At 32.4% G+C, this 19,544-nt stretch carries 14 protein-coding genes; 12 read left to right on the top strand and 2 right to left on the bottom strand.

The window, feature by feature from the left end; all coding sequences use genetic code 11:
• Positions 1 to 83: 83 nt before the first annotated feature.
• From bshC to CW733_RS08280, 6 genes are all read left to right on the top strand, one after another.
• A complete protein-coding gene (gene bshC / locus CW733_RS08305) occupies positions 84 to 1,679 on the top strand; it encodes a bacillithiol biosynthesis cysteine-adding enzyme BshC (protein WP_100996754.1) in 1,596 nt (531 codons plus the stop codon).
• Between the two features lie 3 nt (positions 1,680 to 1,682).
• On the top strand, positions 1,683 to 3,056 hold the full coding sequence (locus CW733_RS08300) for an aminotransferase class V-fold PLP-dependent enzyme (protein ID WP_100996753.1): 1,374 nt from the start codon (positions 1,683 to 1,685) through the stop codon (positions 3,054 to 3,056).
• A gap of 306 nt (positions 3,057 to 3,362) precedes the next feature.
• A complete protein-coding gene (gene guaA / locus CW733_RS08295) occupies positions 3,363 to 4,895 on the top strand; it encodes a glutamine-hydrolyzing GMP synthase (RefSeq protein ID WP_100996752.1) in 1,533 nt (510 codons plus the stop codon).
• 302 nt (positions 4,896 to 5,197) lie between these two features.
• A complete protein-coding gene (locus CW733_RS08290) occupies positions 5,198 to 7,171 on the top strand; it encodes a LysM peptidoglycan-binding domain-containing protein (protein WP_100996751.1) in 1,974 nt (657 codons plus the stop codon).
• A gap of 40 nt (positions 7,172 to 7,211) precedes the next feature.
• Complete coding sequence (locus CW733_RS08285; protein ID WP_100996750.1) at positions 7,212 to 7,751, top strand: hypothetical protein; 540 nt, start codon at positions 7,212 to 7,214, stop codon at positions 7,749 to 7,751.
• Positions 7,751 to 7,987 carry a DUF3820 family protein gene (locus CW733_RS08280; RefSeq protein WP_100996749.1) on the top strand — a complete coding sequence of 79 codons (237 nt, stop codon included), beginning with the start codon at positions 7,751 to 7,753 and terminating at the stop codon, positions 7,985 to 7,987. Before CW733_RS08285 ends, CW733_RS08280 begins: the two co-directional genes overlap by 1 nt.
• A gap of 73 nt (positions 7,988 to 8,060) precedes the next feature.
• Here CW733_RS08280 and CW733_RS08275 read toward each other — a convergent pair whose 3' ends face one another.
• Positions 8,061 to 8,645 (bottom strand): HEPN domain-containing protein, encoded by a 585-nt coding sequence (locus CW733_RS08275; RefSeq protein WP_100996748.1) that lies wholly within the window; start codon positions 8,643 to 8,645, stop codon positions 8,061 to 8,063.
• A gap of 250 nt (positions 8,646 to 8,895) precedes the next feature.
• Between CW733_RS08275 and CW733_RS08270 the strand changes: the two genes are divergently transcribed.
• From CW733_RS08270 to CW733_RS08260, 3 genes are all read left to right on the top strand, one after another.
• On the top strand, positions 8,896 to 10,512 hold the full coding sequence (locus CW733_RS08270; RefSeq protein ID WP_100996747.1) for a CTP synthase: 1,617 nt from the start codon (positions 8,896 to 8,898) through the stop codon (positions 10,510 to 10,512).
• A 149-nt stretch (positions 10,513 to 10,661) separates the two neighbouring features.
• Positions 10,662 to 12,563: a membrane protein insertase YidC gene (gene yidC / locus CW733_RS08265; protein WP_100996746.1), complete on the top strand. Its 1,902-nt coding sequence runs from the start codon at positions 10,662 to 10,664 to the stop codon at positions 12,561 to 12,563.
• 175 nt (positions 12,564 to 12,738) lie between these two features.
• Positions 12,739 to 13,440, top strand: coding sequence for a toxin-antitoxin system YwqK family antitoxin (locus CW733_RS08260; RefSeq protein ID WP_100996745.1), 702 nt, complete (start codon positions 12,739 to 12,741; stop codon positions 13,438 to 13,440).
• Positions 13,441 to 13,552: 112 nt separating this feature from the next.
• On the opposite strand, the gene CW733_RS08255 is transcribed toward CW733_RS08260, so the two are convergent.
• The gene (locus CW733_RS08255; RefSeq protein ID WP_100996744.1) at positions 13,553 to 14,971 is read right to left on the bottom strand and encodes a fasciclin domain-containing protein; all 1,419 of its coding nucleotides are present in this window, start codon (positions 14,969 to 14,971) and stop codon (positions 13,553 to 13,555) included.
• Between the two features lie 216 nt (positions 14,972 to 15,187).
• Between CW733_RS08255 and mnmA the strand changes: the two genes are divergently transcribed.
• From mnmA to CW733_RS08240, 3 genes are all read left to right on the top strand, one after another.
• Positions 15,188 to 16,378, top strand: coding sequence for a tRNA 2-thiouridine(34) synthase MnmA (gene mnmA / locus CW733_RS08250; protein ID WP_100996743.1), 1,191 nt, complete (start codon positions 15,188 to 15,190; stop codon positions 16,376 to 16,378).
• A 227-nt stretch (positions 16,379 to 16,605) separates the two neighbouring features.
• Complete coding sequence (locus CW733_RS08245; RefSeq protein ID WP_100996742.1) at positions 16,606 to 17,547, top strand: nitronate monooxygenase family protein; 942 nt, start codon at positions 16,606 to 16,608, stop codon at positions 17,545 to 17,547.
• 75 nt (positions 17,548 to 17,622) lie between these two features.
• Positions 17,623 to 19,467, top strand: a complete 1,845-nt coding sequence (locus CW733_RS08240) for a PLP-dependent transferase (RefSeq protein ID WP_100996741.1) — start codon at positions 17,623 to 17,625, stop codon at positions 19,465 to 19,467.
• Positions 19,468 to 19,544 lie beyond the last annotated feature (77 nt).

Below are 19,544 nucleotides of genomic sequence, written 5' to 3'. Positions count from 1 at the left end.
CAATTTCTATTCGTTTTTTATGTTAATTTTAAGACACTAAATAGTCTAAAGAATCTATATTTACACAGAATAACCAATTATATATGCCATCAGACTGTATTTCGTTTAAAGACACAGGATATTTTTCTCAACTTATTTGTGATTATTTAGCTGAAGCTGAAACGCTAAAGCCATTCTATAACCGTTTTCCTAAGTTAGAAAATTTTAAAGCTCAAATAGTAGAAAAAAGCGCTTCTTTTAAACAAGAAACGAGAACTGTTTTAGTTGATATTTTAAAAAAACAATATCAAAACACTGAAGCTTCTCAGGCGACTTTAGATAATATTATAGCGCTTCAAGACAGTAAAACATTTACAGTAACAACAGGACATCAACTAAATTTATTTACAGGTCCATTATACTTTTTGCATAAAATTGTATCCACAATAAATCTTGCAAAGAAATTAAAAACTACGTATCCAGAAAATAATATTGTACCAATCTATTGGATGGCTTCTGAAGATCATGATTTCGATGAAATAAACTATTTCAATTTTAAAGGAAAAAAAATACAATGGAATAGAGAAGCATCTGGAGTAGTTGGCGAACTTAATACCGATGGTTTAGAAGCTGTATTCAATACCTTTTCTAAAGAATTAGGCGTTGGTAAAAATGCCGATACACTTCGTGAATTATTTAAAAATGCTTATTTAAAGCATGATAATCTTGCAGATGCAACAAAATATATAGCAAACAAACTGTTTGGCGATTATGGTTTAGTAATTGTTGAAGCTAATAATAAAGAATTAAAGCAACTATTTATTCCACATGTAGAAAAGGAATTAGTAGAGCAAATTTCAGAACAAAAAGTTCTAGAAACAAATGCTAAAATTGAAGCTCTAAACTTCGGAATACAAGTTAATCCAAGAGCAATAAATCTTTTTTATATAACCAAAAATATAAGAGAACGTATTGTTTTAGAAAACGATACATACAAAGTTCTAAACACAAATATAAGCTGGAGTAAGAGTGAGGTGCTAAAAGAAGTCAATGACTTCTCAGAACGTTTTAGTCCTAATGTAATTTTAAGACCATTATATCAAGAAGTAATTTTGCCAAACCTGTGTTATATAGGTGGAGGCGGAGAGTTAGCATATTGGTTTCAATTAAAATCTAATTTTAAAGCTCATAACGTGGTGTTTCCTATGTTACTACTACGTAATTCGGTGTTAATTAAAACCAAGCAACAAGCCGATAAATTAGTAAAGCTAAACATCTCGAACAAAGACATTTTCTTAAAAAGAGAATCTTTCATAAATAAAAAAGTAAGAACGATTTCTAATATAGATATCGATTTTTCAGAGCAAATAAAGCATTTAAAAAATCAGTTTAAAGATTTATACGAATTGGCAAAACAAACCGACGATTCTTTTGTTGGCGCAGTGTCTGCTCAAGAAAGAAAGCAAGTTAGTGGTTTAGAAAATCTTGAAAAAAGATTGTTAACAGCTCAAAAAAGAAAACTAAAGGATCAGGTTGAGCGCATGACAGATCTTCAAAATCAATTATTTCCTAATAACAGTTTACAAGAACGAAACACAAATTTTAGTGAGTTGTACCTTGAGTTTGGGGCAGAATTAATACCGCAGTTAATTAAATACTTAAAGCCTTTAGAAGGACAATTTTCAATTCTTGAATTATAAGCAATGCATAAAATAGATTTAGATTTAGTTGAAATGACATTAGATGTCATGAAACACACTATCGATCGTATCTCAAAAAACGATGATAAAATTGGAAAACCACAAAAAGCAGAAGTATTAAAAGCTTTGGTTGGCGAAACCGTAACACCAGAAGGTATAGGTGGCGAAACAGCATTTAATCTTTGGAAACAACATTTAATGCATGCTAATGTAAAGTCAGACCACCCACGACATTTAGCATTTGTACCAGCTGCTCCAACAAGAGCAGCGATTATGTTCGATTTGGTAACCTCTGTTTCAAGTATTCATGGTTCTTATTGGATGGAAGGAGCAGGAGGTATTTTTTGCGAAAACGAAGCCATGAAATGGATTGTCTCTTTAACAGGATTACCAGAAGGTGCTTTTGGAGTGTTTACAAGTGGTGGGACTGCAGCAAATTTATCTGCAATAGTTACAGCTCGCGAATATTGGCGAAGTTTAAACGATAAAAACAAAGTAGAGAAAGGTCTTATTATCACATCTTCTGGAGCACATTCTTCTATAAAAGCAATGGCAAAAATTGTGGATGTAGATGTGTTATTAGTAGAAACAGAAGATAAATTAACAGCTGAAGACTTAGAGCAAACTATTTTAGGTTTAACACCACACCAAAGACAACGTTTATTTGCAGTTGTAGCCACAGGAGGAACTACAAATGCTGGAATAATAGACGATTTATATGGTATTGGAAGTATTTGCAAAGCAGAAAAATTATGGTATCATATAGATGCTGCTTACGGAGGAGGAGCTTTAGTTGCAGACTCTGTAAGGCATTTATTTAATGGTATTGAAAAAGCAGATAGTATAACCATAGATCCACATAAATGGATGTTTGCACCTTACGATTGTGGAGCAGTACTATATAAAGAACCAGAATTAGCAAAAAAGGCACATTCGCAACAAGGCTCTTATTTAGATATTTTTAAAGATGAAGGAGCCCATGGTTTCAATCCATCAGACTATCAAGTGCAATTAACGCGTAGGGTTAGAGGGTTGCCGCTATGGTTTAGTTTGGCAACACATGGAACAGATAGATATAAGGACGCAGTAGAAAAAGGACTAGAATTAGCAATTACTACAGGTAAAATAATAGAAGGCTTAGACCATGTAGAATTGGTTAGAGAACCAAGTTTGTCTTGTGTTTTATACCGAAGAAAAGGATGGACGCCAGACGATTATAGAGATTGGACATTTGCCAACCACGAAAAAGGTTTTGCGCTAGTAACACCTACAAAATGGAAAAATGGCGATGCTTTTGAAACCGTTTCGCGTTTTTGTTTTATAAATCCAGACACTAAAGAAAAGGATGTTTTGGCTATTTTAGAGTCTATGAGATAGCGTATATAGGCTAAGCGCATTAAGGATTGAAACGGCATCCTTTTTTATTTTTTATAAAAAAGATATAGTGGAAAGCCTGACGTTTTGCTTTTTTTAGGCAAAAGGTAATGCCCAAATAAATAAACTTTGTTCATTTGTAATTAGTAAAATAAAATTAAATTTTTTTTAAAGAATTTGTGAGAATTCGCAAAAATTTGTGTCTCAAATATTTTAATAAGTTTAACCTACTCACAAACTGTTAAAAAGTAGAGTAAAAAAATCTTAATTCAGCATTAGCCAATCAAAAATCAATTACTATTTTTGCGCATGCAACACGACAAAGTACTTATTTTAGATTTCGGATCGCAATACACACAACTTATTGCGCGTAGAGTTAGAGAACTTAATATCTATTCAGAGATATTTCCATTCAACAAAATACCAAAAAACTTAGACGAGTATAAAGCGGTTATTCTATCAGGAAGCCCAATGTCTGTTCGTTCAGATGATGCTTTTCATCCAGAGTTAAAAGGCATTCGTGGTGTAAAACCAATGCTTGCTGTTTGTTATGGCGCTCAGTATTTAGCTCACTTTTCTGGAGGAGAAGTAGCAGAATCTAATACAAGAGAATACGGTCGTGCAAATTTAAGTTTTGTAGAAGAAGATGCGTTTCTTAAAAATATTTCTGCAGGAAGTCAAGTATGGATGAGCCATAGTGATACTATTAAAAACTTACCAACAAACGGAAAGTTATTGGCAAGTACTCACGATGTTAAAAATGCAGCATATAAAATTGAAGGCGAAAAAACATACGCTATCCAGTTTCACCCAGAAGTGTACCATTCTACAGACGGAAAACAATTACTAGAAAACTTTTTAGTAGACATCGCAAATGTAAATCCAGATTGGACACCAAATGCATTTGTTGGCGAAACAGTAGAAGCATTACAAAATACAATAGGAAACGATAAAGTAGTATTAGGTTTGTCTGGAGGCGTAGATTCTTCGGTAGCAGCCATGTTATTGCACAAAGCCATTGGCGAAAACCTATATTGTATTTTCGTAAATAACGGTTTATTACGTAAAAACGAATATACAGATGTGTTAGAGCAATACAAAGGTATGGGCTTAAACGTTAAAGGTGTAGATGCTTCGGCACGCTTTTTGGATGCACTAGCAGGACTGAGTGATCCAGAACTTAAACGCAAAGCAATAGGAAATGCTTTTATAGAGGTTTTTGATCAAGAAGCAAATTTAATAGAAGACGTAACATATCTTGCACAAGGCACAATCTATCCAGATATTATAGAAAGTGTAAGTGCAACAGGAGGACCAAGCGCAACAATAAAAAGTCATCATAATGTAGGTGGATTACCAGACTTTATGAAACTTAAAATTGTCGAGCCACTTAAAGCCTTATTTAAAGATGAGGTACGTAGAGTAGGAGCTTCAATGGATATGGATCCAACCTTATTAGGTCGTCATCCTTTTCCTGGGCCAGGTTTAGCTATTAGAATTCTTGGAGATATTACAGCAGAAAAAGTGCGTATTTTACAAGAAGTCGATGCTGTTTTTATTAACGGATTAAGAGACGCTGGTTTATACGATAAAGTATGGCAAGCAGGCGCAATTTTATTACCTGTAAACAGTGTTGGTGTTATGGGAGACGAGCGTACATACGAAAAATGTGTAGCACTTAGAGCAGTAGAAAGTACAGATGGTATGACGGCAGATTGGGTAAATTTACCTTACGAATTTTTGCAAAAAACCAGTAACGATATAATAAACAAAGTAAAAGGCGTTAATAGAGTAGTTTACGACATTAGTAGTAAGCCACCAGCAACAATAGAGTGGGAATAACAAATTCCTTTGAAAAAAAGGAATCTCTTTAAATAGTAAGAAGCTGTCACTTCGAGTGATTTGTGAGGAACGAACAAATTGTATCGAGAAGCAAGTGGTTTTTAAAGTGAAATAATAATAATAATAATAATTTGGGCGTTACCACAAGGGTCGCGTCTTCCGTTATATCTTTTTTTTAAGCTGAACATGTTTCAGTACCTTTTTAAACCAATATTTTTTCATTTTAAGAAAGGATATTAATTTAAGAGAAAAAAAGGATGCCACTACAACCGCTAACGCAACTTTGAACGTATAATAAACATATGAAGAAAATAATATACATCCTTAGCTTATTAGTAATATTTAGTTGTGCTTCTGCAAATGCGCAGAAATACAAAACACATCGTGTTAAATCTGGTGAAACAATAGAAAGTATTTCAAAAAAATATGAAGTTTCAACAGCAGATGTTATTAAGCTAAATCCAGATTTGCGAGAAAAACTAAGAACAAATTCAATTTTAATAATCCCAAATGCAGGATCTGTTGCGACAACAACAACAACTCCAGTAAAAGAGAAAATAGTAGAGAAAACTTTCGATCGTTATATTAAACATAAAACAAGAAGAAAGGAAACCTTGTTTAGTATTTCTCAAAAGTATAATGTAGAAATAGAGGATATAAAAAAGCATAACAAATTCTTGTATGCAAATAATCTTAGAAAAGGAGATAAGTTACAAATTCCAGTATTTAAAAAAGTAATTAGATACCAAACAACACAAGAAGTAAAAGACGAAAACACAACTTACGTTGTACAACCAAAAGAAGGTAAATGGCGTATTGCTTACAAGTATGGTGTTACTGTTCAAGAACTAGAAGCATTAAACCCAAACATGTCAAGCATGTTACAACCAGGTCAAACCATAAATGTTCCTAATCTAGAAACAGATAAAGTAAAAACAGTCGACGCAAAATATAGCTACTATAAAGTATTGCCAAAAGAAGGTTTTTATAGATTAAAAGTAAAACTAGGTCTTGAGCAAGAAGATTTAGAACGCTTAAATCCAGAATTAGCAGCTACAGGTTTAAAAGAAGGGATGATTTTAAAGGTACCTTTAGATACTTCGGTAGATAATACAGAAAGTGCTAGTAATCAAGATGATGTTGTTAGTAATGTTTTAGAGAATGTTAAACTATCTAATAGTGTAACAGATACTAGTATTAAAAACATAGCAGTAATGCTGCCTTTTACACTTAATAAAATTAATACGGATTCTATTTTCGATACCAAATCGAAAATTAAAAACGATAGAACTTTAAACATCACTTTAGACTTTTATTCAGGTGTTTTAGTCGCTTTCGATTCTCTTAAGAAATTAGGAATAAACCTAAAAGTAGATGTTTACGATACGCAAAACAGATTAAGTCAAGTTAATTCTATTATTAGAAGTAATAGCTTCTCTAACACGCAAGCAGTTATTGGACCATTACATACTAATAATTTTAATGCTGTAGCAAGTGCTTTAGAGCGTGATAACGTTCCGGTAATTTCACCTGTAGTTAAAAAAGTGAATATTGGACGTAACGTGTTTCAGTCTAGACCAAACGACGACAACTTAAAAAACAAAATAATAGATTATTTTAAATCGGACTCTACAGCGCAGATTATTGTAATTTCAGATGTAAAACATAAAGCAATAAGCACAATGCTTAAAGGTAAATTTGCTAATGCAAAATTGGTGAGCTCTCGTTTGGATAAGAAAACCAAAAAAGATGCATATTTTATTATAGAGCAAGATTTAATAAATGTTATTAAGCCTGGAAATAATGTTGTGTTTTTAGAAACCAATAATGCAGGATTTGTATCTAACGTTTCTAGTATTCTTAATGGTTTACAAATTGATGGGACTAAAATAACTTTAACAACAACAGATCATCAAAGTAAGGCTTTCGAAGATGATGAAGTTTCAAACTACCATTTGTCTAATCTTCATTTTACTTATCCTTCAATTTCAAAAATGCTTAATGCAGAAACCAGCAATTCGTTTGTAAAGCATTATAAACGTGAGTATAACATTTCGCCAAATGCGTACGCTATTCGTGGTTTCGATTTAACAATGGATGTGGTTTTACGTTTGGTAACGTCTCAAGATTTATATCAATCTGTAGAGGATACACCAATGACGTCTTACATCGAGAATAAGTTCGCCTACAAAAAGAAATTGTTTGGAGGTTATTATAACGAAAGTGTCTACATCGTGCAGTATAACGATTTAGAGATTGAAGAAGTAAAGCAATAAGCTAAACGGTTTTTTCGTTTTAGTAGATTATAATTAAACTATGACAAAACTTTTTATAATCGTTACTTTTCTATTGTGTATTCAAAGTAATGCACAAGAATTTACATGGAACGAAAACCGCCAACTAAAATGGGAAGACTTTCAGGGAGAACCAGATGAAAAATCTAATGCTGCAGCTGTTACAGCTTCTGGTATTACTTTTAGCTATTCTCTAGAAAAAAGTAGTGTTCATGGTGTAACAGATTTTAGTACTAAAGCCTTAGCACATTTTTATCCCGAACATTCTTGGCGTAAAAAAGATGTAGTTAATAGTCACATTCTAAAGCACGAACAATTTCATTTTAATATTACTGAGTTAAATGTTAGGTATTTTCGAGAGCAAATTTCTAAATTAAAAGTATCTTCTAAAATTGCTAAGCAGCTTGATGCTTTATTAAAGCAAGCGAATATAGATTTAGAAAAAATGCAAAGGCTTTACGACGCAGAAAGTAATTACTCTATTAATAAAGCCGAACAGCAAAAATGGGTGGATTTTGTAAATAAAGAATTAAAACGATTAGAAATATATAAATTTAAGTAATGGAACTGCAACCAGATAAAACCTTTCTAATTAAGTTAGCACACACTAAAATGCCTTTTGGTAAATACGAAGGCAGATACTTAATAGATTTGCCAGAATATTATGTGGTTTGGTACCATAACAAAGGTTTTCCAAAAGGAAAATTGGGCGAAATGCTGGAAACTGTTTATATGTTGAAGCTAAATGGGTTGGAAGGACTGATTAAGAATATTCAAAAGAATTTCGATAGGATTTAGTGGGTTAATGTTTGTTTATTGTTGCAGGAACAAAACAACTACGACGTTTTTTAGGCTTAAAAAGGGTGTTGAGTTATATTTTTTTTAACCATTTTATAATAGCTTTTTCTATTTCAACGCAACTATCGTTAATTGATTCAAAGTTTTTTAAACCAACTTTTTCTTTTCCTCTAATTTCTCCATAAAAATAAAAATCATTTCCTTTATATGATTCAGGATATCTTAAAAGTTGATAATAATTATCTACATTACTATTATTACTTTCAAAAAAATCAGAAAAAGTATTGTCCTTATTTAAAACCTTTCCTAAAGAGATAAGTATTTCTGGGATGAATTCTGTCTCATTTTTTTGAATTATGTTATAATAACCAGTTAAGCCATGTGTTTTTTTTGTGGGTAATTTTCCAATTTCTTGTAATAGTCCTTTCATACATAGTTCTAATCCATGATAGAAATTAAAGAGTATTGGAACACCGATATTAAAATCATTCCATTTAGTTTTTTGGTAATAAAATTCATAAAATTCTTCATCTGTTTGATTTTGGTCATACAAAGACATGATTAACTTTTTATTGCCTTGTTTCTTCATTTCATTAATAGACTCTTTCGTTAAAGTCCAAAATTGATATGACAATCCTAGATAATTTGCTTTTTTCATTAATTTGGGCTAACTTTTTAATGTATGAGTGATTTTTTTAATATTCTATAAATACATGATCAACACAAAACCACTCAAATATTCCATACCAGATGTCTAACGAAGTTAAAACATTTCAATAAAAACTCACGTGTAAAAACACTCATAAATCAAGTTATTTATACACTCATAAATCAATCTAAAAATAAAACTTTAAACACTAATAACTTCCATAAAATATCGTAAATTTGCTCGCGTTTAACAACGCACAATGGCAACAACAACAAAATACATATTTGTAACAGGAGGAGTTACTTCTTCACTTGGAAAAGGTATCATCGCAGCATCTTTAGCGAAGCTTCTTCAAGCACAAGGTTACAGAATAGCAATTCAAAAATTAGATCCTTATATTAATATAGATCCAGGAACTTTAAATCCGTACGAGCATGGTGAATGCTACGTTACAGACGATGGAGCAGAAACAGATTTAGATTTGGGTCATTACGAACGTTTTTTAAATGTACCTACAAGTCAGGCAAATAATGTTACTACAGGTCGTATCTATCAAAGCGTTATTCAAAAAGAACGTCGTGGTGAGTTTTTAGGTAAAACAGTTCAAGTCATTCCTCATATTACAGACGAAATAAAACGAAGAATTCAAATTCTTGGACGCTCTGGAGATTACGATATCGTAATTACAGAAATAGGAGGAACTGTTGGAGATATCGAATCTTTACCTTACGTAGAAAGTGTAAGACAATTAAAATGGGAACTAGGTGAAAACAATGCATTAGCAATTCACTTAACGTTAATTCCTTATTTAGCAGCAGCAGGAGAATTAAAAACAAAGCCAACACAACATAGTGTAAAAACACTAATGGAAGGTGGTGTGCAAGCAGATATTTTAGTGTGTAGAACAGAGCATGAACTATCTCAAGATATTAGACATAAATTAGCACGTTTTTGTAATGTAACACCAGATTCTGTAATCCAATCTATAGATGCATCAACTATTTACGATGTGCCTAATTTAATGTTAGAAGAAGGTTTAAATACTGTGGTGCTAAGAAAATTAGGATTAGAAAGTAATACACCAGATTTAACAGATTGGAACGCTTTTTTAGGACGTCATAAAAACCCGAAGTCTGAGGTTACTATTGGATTAATTGGTAAATACGTAGAGCTACAAGATTGTTATAAATCTATATTAGAATCTTTCATTCATGCAGGAGCAGAAAACGAAGTGAAAGTAAATGTAGAATCTATACATTCTGAATATCTAAATGGAGACAATGTAAAAGCAATGTTATCTCATTTAGATGGTGTTTTAGTAGCGCCAGGATTTGGAGAACGTGGAGTAGAAGGTAAAATAGATGCTGTAAAATATGTTCGAGAACACAATATTCCATTTTTAGGTATTTGTTTAGGTATGCAAATGGCAGTTATCGAATTCTCACGTAATGTACTAGGATTAAAAAATGCCAACTCTACAGAGATGGACGAGAATACAGCCAATCCTGTTATTAATTTAATGGAAGATCAAAAAAATATTACAGATAAAGGTGGTACCATGCGTTTAGGTGCTTGGGATTGTAAGCTAATTAAAGACAGTATAGTTGGTGAAGTTTATAATGCTGAAACAATAAAAGAACGTCACAGACACCGTTACGAGTTTAATAGTGATTACAAAGCACAAATTGAAGCAAAAGGAATGATTGCAACAGGATTGAATCCTGATACAAACCTTGTAGAGATAGTAGAGATACCAAGCCATCCTTGGTTTGTTGGTGTGCAATACCATCCAGAATATAAGAGTACAGTGTCTAATCCACACCCACTTTTTGTTGCTTTTGTAGCAGCAGCTTTAAAGCATAATAAAAGCAAATAAGGTGTCAGTTTGGCATAAAAAAAATAACGGATTACTTTTTGAAGAGTAATTTATGAAAACATAAAACCTGTTTGTTTTTTAACATTCAGGTTTTTATATGAGAATACTAACTAGATTACCACTCGAGATTTCGAGATAGCAGAAATAATATGGAAGAAAAAAAATTAGACGTAAAATCGATAATAGGTTTCGTACTTATATTTGGAATTTTATTATTTATGATGTGGCAAAACCAGCCTACACCAGAAGAAGCTGCTGCAGATAAAGCTAAGCAAGAGCAAATTGAAGCAGATAATAAAATAAAAGAAAATAGTGTTGCTCAGGAAGATACAAGAGTAACAACACCAGAAGATTTTTCTAACATAATACCTAGAGATTCTTTACAGCAAGTAGCGCTTAATAATAAATTAGGACCATTTGCTTATGCTGCAAGTTTGCCTTCTCAAGATGCAACAGTAGATAATGGTGTGCTTGAATTAACATTCTCTAAAAGAGGTGGTCATTTATCAGAAGTAAAACTTAGTAAGTTTGTAGATTTCGATTCTATTCCTATTTATTTAGTAAAAGATAATAATGCAAGTTTCAATATTAATTTAGGAACTTCAGATAGTCGTATTTTTAATACTAAAGATTTACCATTCCAATCTAAAGTAACTAAAGACGGAGAAAACACTTTAGTTTCTATGAAGCTTAAAGTATCTGAAACTAAGTTTTTAGAATATTTATATGTAATCAAACCAAACGATTACATGATAGATTTTACTATTAAATCTCAAGGTTTAAGTAATGTAATTAATGGTTCTCAGGAAGTAAAGCTTGATTGGACTCAAACAAGTAAACGTCACGATCAAAGTGTAAGTTACGAAAACCGTTACACGCGTTTAACATACCAGCACGATGGTGGAAATATAGATAAATTATCGCAAGCAGGAGAAGATGAAGAAACTGTAGAAGATGTAGATTGGTTATCCTTTAGACAACACTTCTTTAGCTCTATTTTAGTTGCTAACAATAAGCCTTTAAAATCGGTAGCACTAACATCTAAAGATTTAGTAGAAGACGAAGAAATTGATACATTATTTACTAAAAAGTATGGTGCTAAAACTGTTTTAGCTTTAAGCGGAAATGAGCTTAATGAAAACTACGGATTGTTTTATGGTCCTACTGAAAGTAAAGTTTTAAGTAGTTACGATAAAAACTTAGAAGAGAGTATTCCGCTTGGTTGGGGACTTTTTGGTTGGATAAATGCATACTTATTTATCCCTTTATTTAGTTTCTTAAGTTCTTACTTGCCTTACGGTATTGCTATTATTGTAATGACTGTGTTAATTAAATTAGCCATGTCTTTTGTACAATACAAGCAGTATTTGTCGCAAATGAAAATGAAGATTTTAAAGCCGGAATTAGAGGCTATTAAAGAGAAGCATAAGGATAATAAAATGAAAGCGCAGCAAGAGACAATGGCACTGCAAAATAAAGCAGGTGCAAGTCCGTTGGCTGGATGTTTGCCAGCATTAATACAAATGCCAGTATTTTATGCTTTATTTATGTTCTTCCCAACAGCTTTTGCATTAAGACAGAAAAAGTTTCTTTGGGCAGACGATTTAAGTTCTTTCGATTCAATTTACCAATTTCCTGATGGTTTTAGTATTCCTCTTTACGGAGATCATATTAGTTTATTCCCAATTTTAGCAGGTGTTGCAATTTTCTTCTATATGAAGTTAACAACAGGACAACAACAAATGGCTGCACCACAGCAAGAAGGTATGCCTGACATGGCTAAGATGATGAAGTATATGATTTACTTTGCACCAGTTATGATGATTGTATTCTTTAACTCTTATGCTTCTGGTTTAAGTTTATACTATTTTATCTCTAACTTAATTAGTATTGGTATTTTATTAGTAATCAAGAATTATATTTTAGATGAAGATAAGATTCTAGCAAAAATTCAAGTACAAAAAGCGAAGCCTAAGAAGGAAAGTAAATTTCAGAAAAAAATGAAAGATATGATGGATCAGGCAGAGCAACAAAAGCGTAATAAAAAATAAATAACATTAATTTTTTATAAAGCTGCCATTCATTAATAAAGTTTGGCAGTTTTTTTTGTTTAATACAATTCGGTAAGAGTTTTACCGTTAATAATACATTCATTTTGTCATTCAGAGCCTTTCGTCTTCGCTCAAGACAGGCTCACGAAGAATCTTAAATATTTAATTTAAAAATATGAATAAACTAATAATTGTAATTCTAGTCTTAGTATCAAGTATGTCTTTTGCACAAGACATCAATAAAAAAGATGCAGATGGTAACCGTCATGGTAAATGGAGTAAAAACTTTGAAAGCACAAAAGTATTGCGCTACGAAGGCGAGTTTAACCATGGCCAAGAAGTAGGGACTTTTAAATTTTATAAAAATATAGACGGACAATCTGTACTAACTGCAACAAGAACTTTTAATGCAAATAGTGATTTAGCAGATGTTAAGTTTTTCTCTTCAACTAAAAATTTAATTAGCGAAGGAAAAATGCGCGGTAAAACTTATGTTGGTAAATGGGTTTATTATCATAACAAATCTAAAGTTGTAATGACGGAAGAGTTGTACGATAATAAAGGACAGCTTGAAGGTTTAAAGAAAACCTTTTACTTAAGTGGGCAATTAGCAAAGCAAGAAAATTATAGCTCAGGGATTGTAGTTGGTGAATCGAGATGGTTTTCAGAATCTGGAAAACTAATTAGAGTTTTCAATTATCTTAATGGAGAATTACACGGTCTAACTAAGATTTATGATTCTAAAGGTATAATTGAACAAGAAGGTGTTTACCAAAAAGATAGACGTCATGGTGTATGGAAATTTTATAAAGACGGGAAATTTATAAAAGAACAAGACTTTACTAGACGCAGTAAAAACCCATATAAGAAACAGTAAAAAAACAAAGCGCTTATAAATTTTTATAAGCGCTTTGAGTTTAATAAAAGGACTTAATGCTATTAATCAACTTATCGAAGAGTTAGCCTTTCATTAAAATACTTATAGTATATTACATAGGTAATAATACTTTGTTAATTACATGTATTACACCATTAGATGCTTGAACATCTACAGCAATAATACCAATGTCTGTGTTTCCAGAGCCATCTGTCATATCAGCAATATTTGCACCAGTTCCAGGTAAAGTAACTGTTAAGTTATCACCTTCTAAACTAGTTGCAGTAGTATCTCCATTTGGAGTTAAATCTCCTGAAGCCACATTTGCTCCTCCTATAACATGATGTAATAATACGCTTGTTAAAACAGCTTCATCAGTTGGAACAGTAATCGCAGCAAAAGCATCGTTTGTTGGGGCAAATACTGTAAAATCAGGATCAATGCCATCACCGTTACCAGTTGCAGTTCTTGATAAAATACTTGCGAAATCTGTTGCTGGTGTTAAGGTTGTTAAAGCAGAAACTAATGTTGAGAAATTTGGATCTGCAGTTGCAAAAGTGACTACTGTTGGTAATCCTATTACAGTATCTACAGCATGAATAATTCCATTAGTTCCTACAACATCTGCAGTAGTTACTGTAGAAATACCATTGAATACAACACCTGCATCTGTATTGTAGTAAATACTCATTGCATTTGTTCCAGCTCCAGATGCTAAAGAATTTGTATAACCATTACCTAATCCTACTAAATCTGTAGATGAGATAGCACCACTAATAACATGGTTTAATAATACTTGAGATAATACATCTGTTGGCACAGCAGCTAAATTAGCAAAACCATTGTCAGATAAAAAAGTTCCAAAAGCAGTGTCATCAGGAGCTAATACAGTAAAAGGTCCAGTTCCACTAAGTGCAGTTACTAAATCTCCATCTGCAGCACCTAAAGCAGCTACTAAGTTAGAAAACCCTGCATTTGACAAAGCATGATCTACAACACTAGGTAAAGTAAGTACTTTGTCTATAATATGCACAGTACCATTTGAAGCAGAAATATCTGCTGTAGTAACTGTGCCTAGATTATTAAATGTTACACCAGAAGAAGTATCAAAGTATAAGCTCATTTTATTTCCGCCAGCACCATCTGCTAAAGTGTTAGTGTAACCTACGCCTAATGCTGTTAGAGTTGCAGCATCAACTGTACCGCTAATTACATGGTTTAATAATACTTGTGTTAAAGTTGCATCTGGAATTTCTGTAACATTAGCCCAACCATTTGTAGATAAAAATTCGGAAAAAGCTGCGTTTGTTGGAGCTAATACAGTAAAAGGTCCTGAGCCACTAAGGGTGGTTGCTAGATCTGCTTCTAAAACTGCGGCTACTAAACTGCTTAAATCTGCTGTAGCTTGTGCAGTTTGAACAATGTTTAATTCTTGACTTGTTGCAATAGCAGTTGTATCATCGTCATTACTGCAAGACCAAAACAAGGTTACTACTAAAAGAACTAGAGGGAGTTTTCTTAAATTTTTCATAGTTAATTGATTTTTTTGTTTGTTAATATTTTTTTTGTTTGACTAAACTACAAAAAGATTAAACAATATATTTAAATATTTTGTTAAACTTTTTTATTAAACTCTTCAACAGAATATACGTAATGTTTTGAAAAAAAGATTATATGTATCAAAAAAAATATATTCTTGTATCTTTGCAGTCATTATAAAAATAGTCCTAAATTTTAGGAAATAAATATGAAAAAAAGAGTAATAGTAGGACTTTCAGGAGGTGTAGATTCTAGCGTTGCAGCTTATTTATTAAAAGAGCAAGGATATGATGTTATTGGTCTTTTTATGAAAAACTGGCATGACGATTCTGTAACAATTTCAGATGAATGCCCATGGTTAGACGATAGTAACGATGCCATGTTGGTTGCAGAGAAATTAGGAATCCCTTTTCAAACTGTAGATTTAAGCGAACAATACAAAGAACGTATTGTCGATTATATGTTTAATGAATACGAAAAAGGAAGAACACCAAATCCAGATGTACTTTGTAATAGAGAAATAAAGTTTGATGTGTTCATGAAAATTGCTTTAGATCTTGGAGCAGATTACGTAGCAACAGGTCATTATTGCAGAAAAGGTGTTGTAGAGAAGGATGGAGAAGACGTTTTTCAATTATTAGCAGGACAAGATAATAATAAGGATCAGTCTTATTTTTTATGTCAGTTATCTCAAGAGCAATTAGCAAAAGCATTATTTCCTATTGGAGAGCTTCAAAAACCTGAGGTACGTGAAATTGCTGCAAAAGCAGATTTAATTACAGCAGATAAAAAAGATTCTCAAGGTTTATGTTTTATTGGTAAAGTACGCTTGCCAGATTTCCTTCAGCAGCAGCTAAAACCTAAAGAAGGTGTTATAGTAGAAATCCCTAAAGATAACGAACATTATAATGAGGCTCCAAAGTCTTTCAGTTCTAAAATAGAAGAATTGGAGTACCTGTCTAGAAAAGCAGAATATGCTGTTACAGATGGAGAAATAGTTGGTAAACATCAAGGTGCTCATTATTTTACTAAAGGTCAGCGAAAAGGCTTATCTGTTGGTGGTAAAGTAGAACCTTTGTTTGTAATTGATACCGATGTAAAAGAGAATGTAATTTACACAGGACAAGGTAAAGGACATCCAGGATTATATAAAAAGGCACTATTTGTTTCTAACGAAGAGTTGCATTGGGTAAGACCAGATTTAGCTTTAAAAACAGGTGAGACTTTAAGTGTTTTAGCAAGAATTAGATATAGACAACCTTTAGATAATGCAACATTACATAAAGTAGAATCTGGTTTATATGTAGAGTTCGAAAATTTACAATCTGCAATTACCGAAGGTCAATTTGTAGCTTGGTATTTAGAAGACGAATTGGTTGGTTCTGGAGTAATTTGCTAATGTCATTGCGAGGACAAAGGACGAAGTAATCTATTGATTGTAAATTATAATTTAATAACGTCAGTTCCTTCTTTTAGTCGAAGGAAGGTGGATTTAACTTTAGTTAAATTCGGATGGTTTGAAGAAAAAAAGCAAAGCGGTTTTTAATTTCTAATAGATTTTCAGTATTAAAAATCACGTTTAATTAAAAAGACTCTTGCCTTCGCAGGAATAACAAAATAATACGTATGCAAAACAAAATAACAAAACTCTTTAATATAAAACATCCAATTATTCAAGCAGGAATGATTTGGAATTCAGGTTGGAAATTAGCTTCAGCCGCTAGTAATTCTGGAATTCTTGGTCTTATTGGCGCAGGAAGTATGTATCCAGATGTATTAAGAGAACACATTCAAAAATGTAAAAAAGCAACTGATAAACCTTTTGGTGTTAATGTGCCAATGCTATATCCTAATGTTCCTGAGATTATGGACATTATTGTAGAAGAAGGTGTAAAGGTTGTGTTTACTTCAGCAGGAAACCCTAAAACATGGACCAAATGGTTACAAGATAGAGGCATTACTGTTGTACATGTTGTAAGTAGTGTAAAGTTTGCATTAAAAGCACAAGATGCAGGAGTAGATGCTATTGTTGCCGAAGGTTTTGAAGCTGGAGGACACAATGGTCGCGACGAAACAACAACGCTTACCTTAATACCAATGGTAAAGGAACACTTGCAAATTCCGTTAATTGCAGCAGGTGGTATTGCTACAGGAAAAGCAATGTTAGCTTGCATGGTTTTAGGAGCAGATGGCGTACAAGTTGGAAGCCGTTTTGTTGCTAGCGAAGAATCAAGTGCACACCAAGCCTTTAAGCAAGTAGTTGTAGATGCTAAAGAAGGCGATACACAATTAACATTAAAAGAATTAGCGCCTGTACGTTTAGTTAAAAATAAGTTTTTTAACGAATTGCAAGAGCTTTATAAAACAGCGCCAACACCTGAGCAACTTAAAGAATTGTTAGGTAGAGCGAGAGCAAAACGAGGTATGTTTGAAGGTGATTTGGAAGATGGCGAATTAGAAATCGGACAAATTGCAGGATTAATACATACTATTAAATCGGTTGCAGAAATAGTAAAAGAAATGGTTTTAGAGTTTGAAGAAGCAAAGGTTAATGCTGTTAATTTGTAAGCTATTAATTTTGTAGAGACTATTTTACTGAGTAATCACATTACTATAAAACTTCCTAATTAAAGGACGAAAATTATGAAAGAGAATAAAATGCTAAGTTATATTGAAAATGTACTAACAAATATGCCAACCGATTGGTTGAGCTTAACAACACACCGATTAGATATCTACGATGAGTCTTTGGCAAAAACTGAGTTTTTAGAACAGTTTGAAGGTTTGTTTAACGATAATAATGTTGAAACATCAGCTTTAAGTAATTTACCAACAGCTTACGATTATATTAGATTGGGTCATCCATTATCTTGTGTGTTAGAATGGGCTATTGCTAATTTAAACGGTTTAGAAGCTAATAGTGTAATCAGTTTTTCATCTCAAACAGTTCCTGTTTTATCTATTTTAAGAAAAAACCTTTTAGAGCATAAAAACACGCAAATTATTTACATTGGAGATTTGCCAGCGTATTTTAATGCTGAAATTTTAAAATCTGTTTACGGTTATAAATTCGAACTTAAAAAAGTTGAAAGCATAGATGAGGTTACTAAGTTTAATGGTAGCACAATTTATATTTCTGAAGAAAACCAAATTGGTACTATTACTCTTAATTCAAATGTTGATTTTTTCATCAGCCTTTATCCAGAACTTGGAAGTGTTTTAGTAGTCAATGGAGCACAGAACGAAAACTATATTTCGGATATTCAACATGTAAGAAGAAGAGAAACTATTGCAATAACGCCTGATAATGCACTTATTGCTTTAAAAGCATTAGTTGCGCATTCTTCTGTAGAGAATAAAAATAATGATAGAGCGGCAAACAAAACGTTAGTTTTAGATGCTATAAAAGAAGTTACAGGTACGGTTACAAAACCACTTGTAGCGTCAAGCGGATTGTCTATACAGTATGCTATTTTAATGGGTTTAATACACGATGCATTAGAAAACCATAAAGGGAAAGCTATAAAAATTATAGTGCCTCCTAACTGTTATGGTGGTACAAATGACCAAGCAAGACGTGTTGCTGCTTGCGTTGATAATGTAGAGATTGTAGATTTATTAGTGGATGGTGATAACGATATGGTACAAAGTATTGCTACTGTTTTAGCTAAAATAGCTCAAGAAGATGCGATACCTTATATTATTGCAGAGATACCAACAAACCCAAGAGTTGAGGTTCCAGATCTTATAGAACTAAAAGCAGTTTTAAGTGAAGAACGTAAAACGCAATCTGGTGCAGTTGCTATTGATCCTGTGTTTATTTTAGATCAAACATTTTGTCCAAATGTTCACTTTTTAGGTGAAGACGATATACTTTCTTCAGTAAGAGCCATTTCATTTGCTAGTGGCTCTAAGTTTCCAAGTGGTGGGAAATGTACTGCTGGTTACTGTGTTGGTAACAAGAAGACTATTGCATTGATGGAGAAAATAGAATTGCATTTAGAACTTTGCGATAATGAAGCTACAGATTTTCAATATGAAATACTAGCAAAGCAATTACCTTCAATGAATCAAAGAATTGTAGATGCTTATAAAAACACACGTGAGTTTGTAAACTTTATTCATGATGCTTTACCAGGTGCAAAAATCAATTTTGTATCTGAAGCATTAGCAGAACAAAGCTTTACACCTTCAGTTTTTTCATTAGATCTTCCAACAAAAGGAAATACAGATGAAGAAAGAGAGACTTATAAAAGAGCATTGAATTTAAAGTTAATCAATTTAATGATTACAGAAATTCCTAACGAAAGTAAGTTCTGTGTAAGTTATGGCCAACTAAAAGGATGTTATTGGACTATCCCAGCAACTTCTACTCAAGGTACAACTAAGGAAGGTGATAAGGATTATATTGTTCGTGCATCTTTATCTTCAAATTTAGATTTAGAGCTTCATAAAAAGGTCTTCTTAAAATTTGTAGAAAGCATTTAATATTATAAATATTTAAATACATTTAATGGTGGTATTTTACTGGAAGGTAAATTACCACCATTGTTTTTTAAATTAGG

Origin of the sequence: Lacinutrix sp. Bg11-31 (assembly GCF_002831665.1) — a bacterium.
GTDB lineage: Bacteria > Bacteroidota > Bacteroidia > Flavobacteriales > Flavobacteriaceae > Lacinutrix.
This window is presented reverse-complemented; position numbering and strand designations above follow the sequence as displayed.

Excerpts from the sequence above, each read along its gene's own strand:
- bshC (WP_100996754.1), top strand. The coding sequence starts at position 84 with ATGCCATCAGACTGTATTTCGTTTAAAGACACAGGATATTTTTCTCAA.
- CW733_RS08300 (WP_100996753.1), top strand. The coding sequence starts at position 1,683 with ATGCATAAAATAGATTTAGATTTAGTTGAAATGACATTAGATGTCATG.
- guaA (WP_100996752.1), top strand. The coding sequence starts at position 3,363 with ATGCAACACGACAAAGTACTTATTTTAGATTTCGGATCGCAATACACA.
- CW733_RS08290 (WP_100996751.1), top strand. The coding sequence starts at position 5,198 with ATGAAGAAAATAATATACATCCTTAGCTTATTAGTAATATTTAGTTGT.
- CW733_RS08285 (WP_100996750.1), top strand. The coding sequence starts at position 7,212 with ATGACAAAACTTTTTATAATCGTTACTTTTCTATTGTGTATTCAAAGT.
- CW733_RS08280 (WP_100996749.1), top strand. The coding sequence starts at position 7,751 with ATGGAACTGCAACCAGATAAAACCTTTCTAATTAAGTTAGCACACACT.
- CW733_RS08275 (WP_100996748.1), bottom strand. The coding sequence starts at position 8,645 with ATGAAAAAAGCAAATTATCTAGGATTGTCATATCAATTTTGGACTTTA.
- CW733_RS08270 (WP_100996747.1), top strand. The coding sequence starts at position 8,896 with ATGGCAACAACAACAAAATACATATTTGTAACAGGAGGAGTTACTTCT.
- yidC (WP_100996746.1), top strand. The coding sequence starts at position 10,662 with ATGGAAGAAAAAAAATTAGACGTAAAATCGATAATAGGTTTCGTACTT.
- CW733_RS08260 (WP_100996745.1), top strand. The coding sequence starts at position 12,739 with ATGAATAAACTAATAATTGTAATTCTAGTCTTAGTATCAAGTATGTCT.
- CW733_RS08255 (WP_100996744.1), bottom strand. The coding sequence starts at position 14,971 with ATGAAAAATTTAAGAAAACTCCCTCTAGTTCTTTTAGTAGTAACCTTG.
- mnmA (WP_100996743.1), top strand. The coding sequence starts at position 15,188 with ATGAAAAAAAGAGTAATAGTAGGACTTTCAGGAGGTGTAGATTCTAGC.
- CW733_RS08245 (WP_100996742.1), top strand. The coding sequence starts at position 16,606 with ATGCAAAACAAAATAACAAAACTCTTTAATATAAAACATCCAATTATT.
- CW733_RS08240 (WP_100996741.1), top strand. The coding sequence starts at position 17,623 with ATGAAAGAGAATAAAATGCTAAGTTATATTGAAAATGTACTAACAAAT.